Origin of the sequence: Thermococcus sp., from assembly GCF_027012695.1 — an archaeon.
Lineage (GTDB): Archaea > Methanobacteriota_B > Thermococci > Thermococcales > Thermococcaceae > Thermococcus.
The window spans coordinates 1-1,061 of record NZ_JALUYR010000018.1 but is presented as its reverse complement, the minus strand read 5'-3'; the positions used below and the strand labels follow the sequence as shown (position 1 = coordinate 1,061).

General features: G+C 36.9%; 1 protein-coding gene. It reads right to left on the bottom strand.

All coding sequences use genetic code 11. The annotated features are described in order from the left end of the window. Window positions 1-1,024: LAGLIDADG family homing endonuclease (locus MV985_RS00985; protein WP_297458235.1), on the bottom strand; the 1,024-nt coding region annotated here is incomplete at its 3' end. Window positions 1,025-1,061 lie beyond the last annotated feature (37 nt).

Sequence of the window (1,061 nt, the reverse complement as noted above, 5' to 3'; positions counted from 1 at the left end):
TTTCCAACACGCTTTTGGTTGCGCTGTGGCGGTACTTTTCGAGGATATCGTTGATAGCGGCATCCTTTTCTATGTAGAGGTCCTTTTCCGGTATATAGGCTTCGGGGCGGTAGTAGTCGTAGTAGGAAACAAAATACTCTACGGCGTTATCGGGAAAGAGCTCTTTGAACTCCCGGTATAGCTGCGCTGCCAGTATTTTGTTGTGCACCATTACCAAGGTGGGACGGCCCCATTTTGCTATGACGTTGGCTAAAGTAAAGGTATTGTGGACAAAAAGCCCCCCAAAACCGGCTAAAAAGGTTTCGTTTTCCTCGACCGATAAATCGTAAACAAAACCCCTATAAGGAATTTCTCTTATCTCTTTTATTTCTACCCAACGCAGTTTAGAAAACTTTTCCAGATTTTCCGCTTGGAGGTTAGAAACTATTTCTTTAAAGGTTGCTACGGATGGAAACCGTTTACCTAATTCTATAGAGCTAATAGTTTGCCTGGATAACCTTCCACTAATTTCCTTCTGGGTTTTCCCTTGTAACTTTCTTAAAGATTTAATTTTATCTCCTATATAAGGGATTACATCAAAATTTGTATTTCTCTTTTTTTTCGCTAAGACCAAAGCCTTTTTCGCTTTATATTTTTCATTAAAACCTATATTAGCTAAATATTTTTCAATGTTTTCCCCATAAATCCGTAACTGGTAGTAATAATCACCTCTATGTTGGCTATTAGTAGCCCTTTTAAAAACTTTAGAAACTCTTGTATAAATTCCTAATGTTAGTAGGGCATATAGCAAATCCTCTATAATTTTTTTTCCCTTTAAAGTTAAATTTATCGAAACTTTTTCTACCCCTCCGTCCCCATCGAAAATGGCTTTTAATAACCACCCCAATTGTTCCTTTGACAAATTCAACCAAAAGGGTGGTAAGTGTTTTTCCAAAGAGTTTTTACCGCACAATTCTTCAATAAACTTGGCAAAAGTTTTCCCATATATCACGATATCTTTTTCGTTTCGGTAGGACAGTTTCAATTTATACCTTTCGGCAATTCTTTTAAGAAGATTTTGA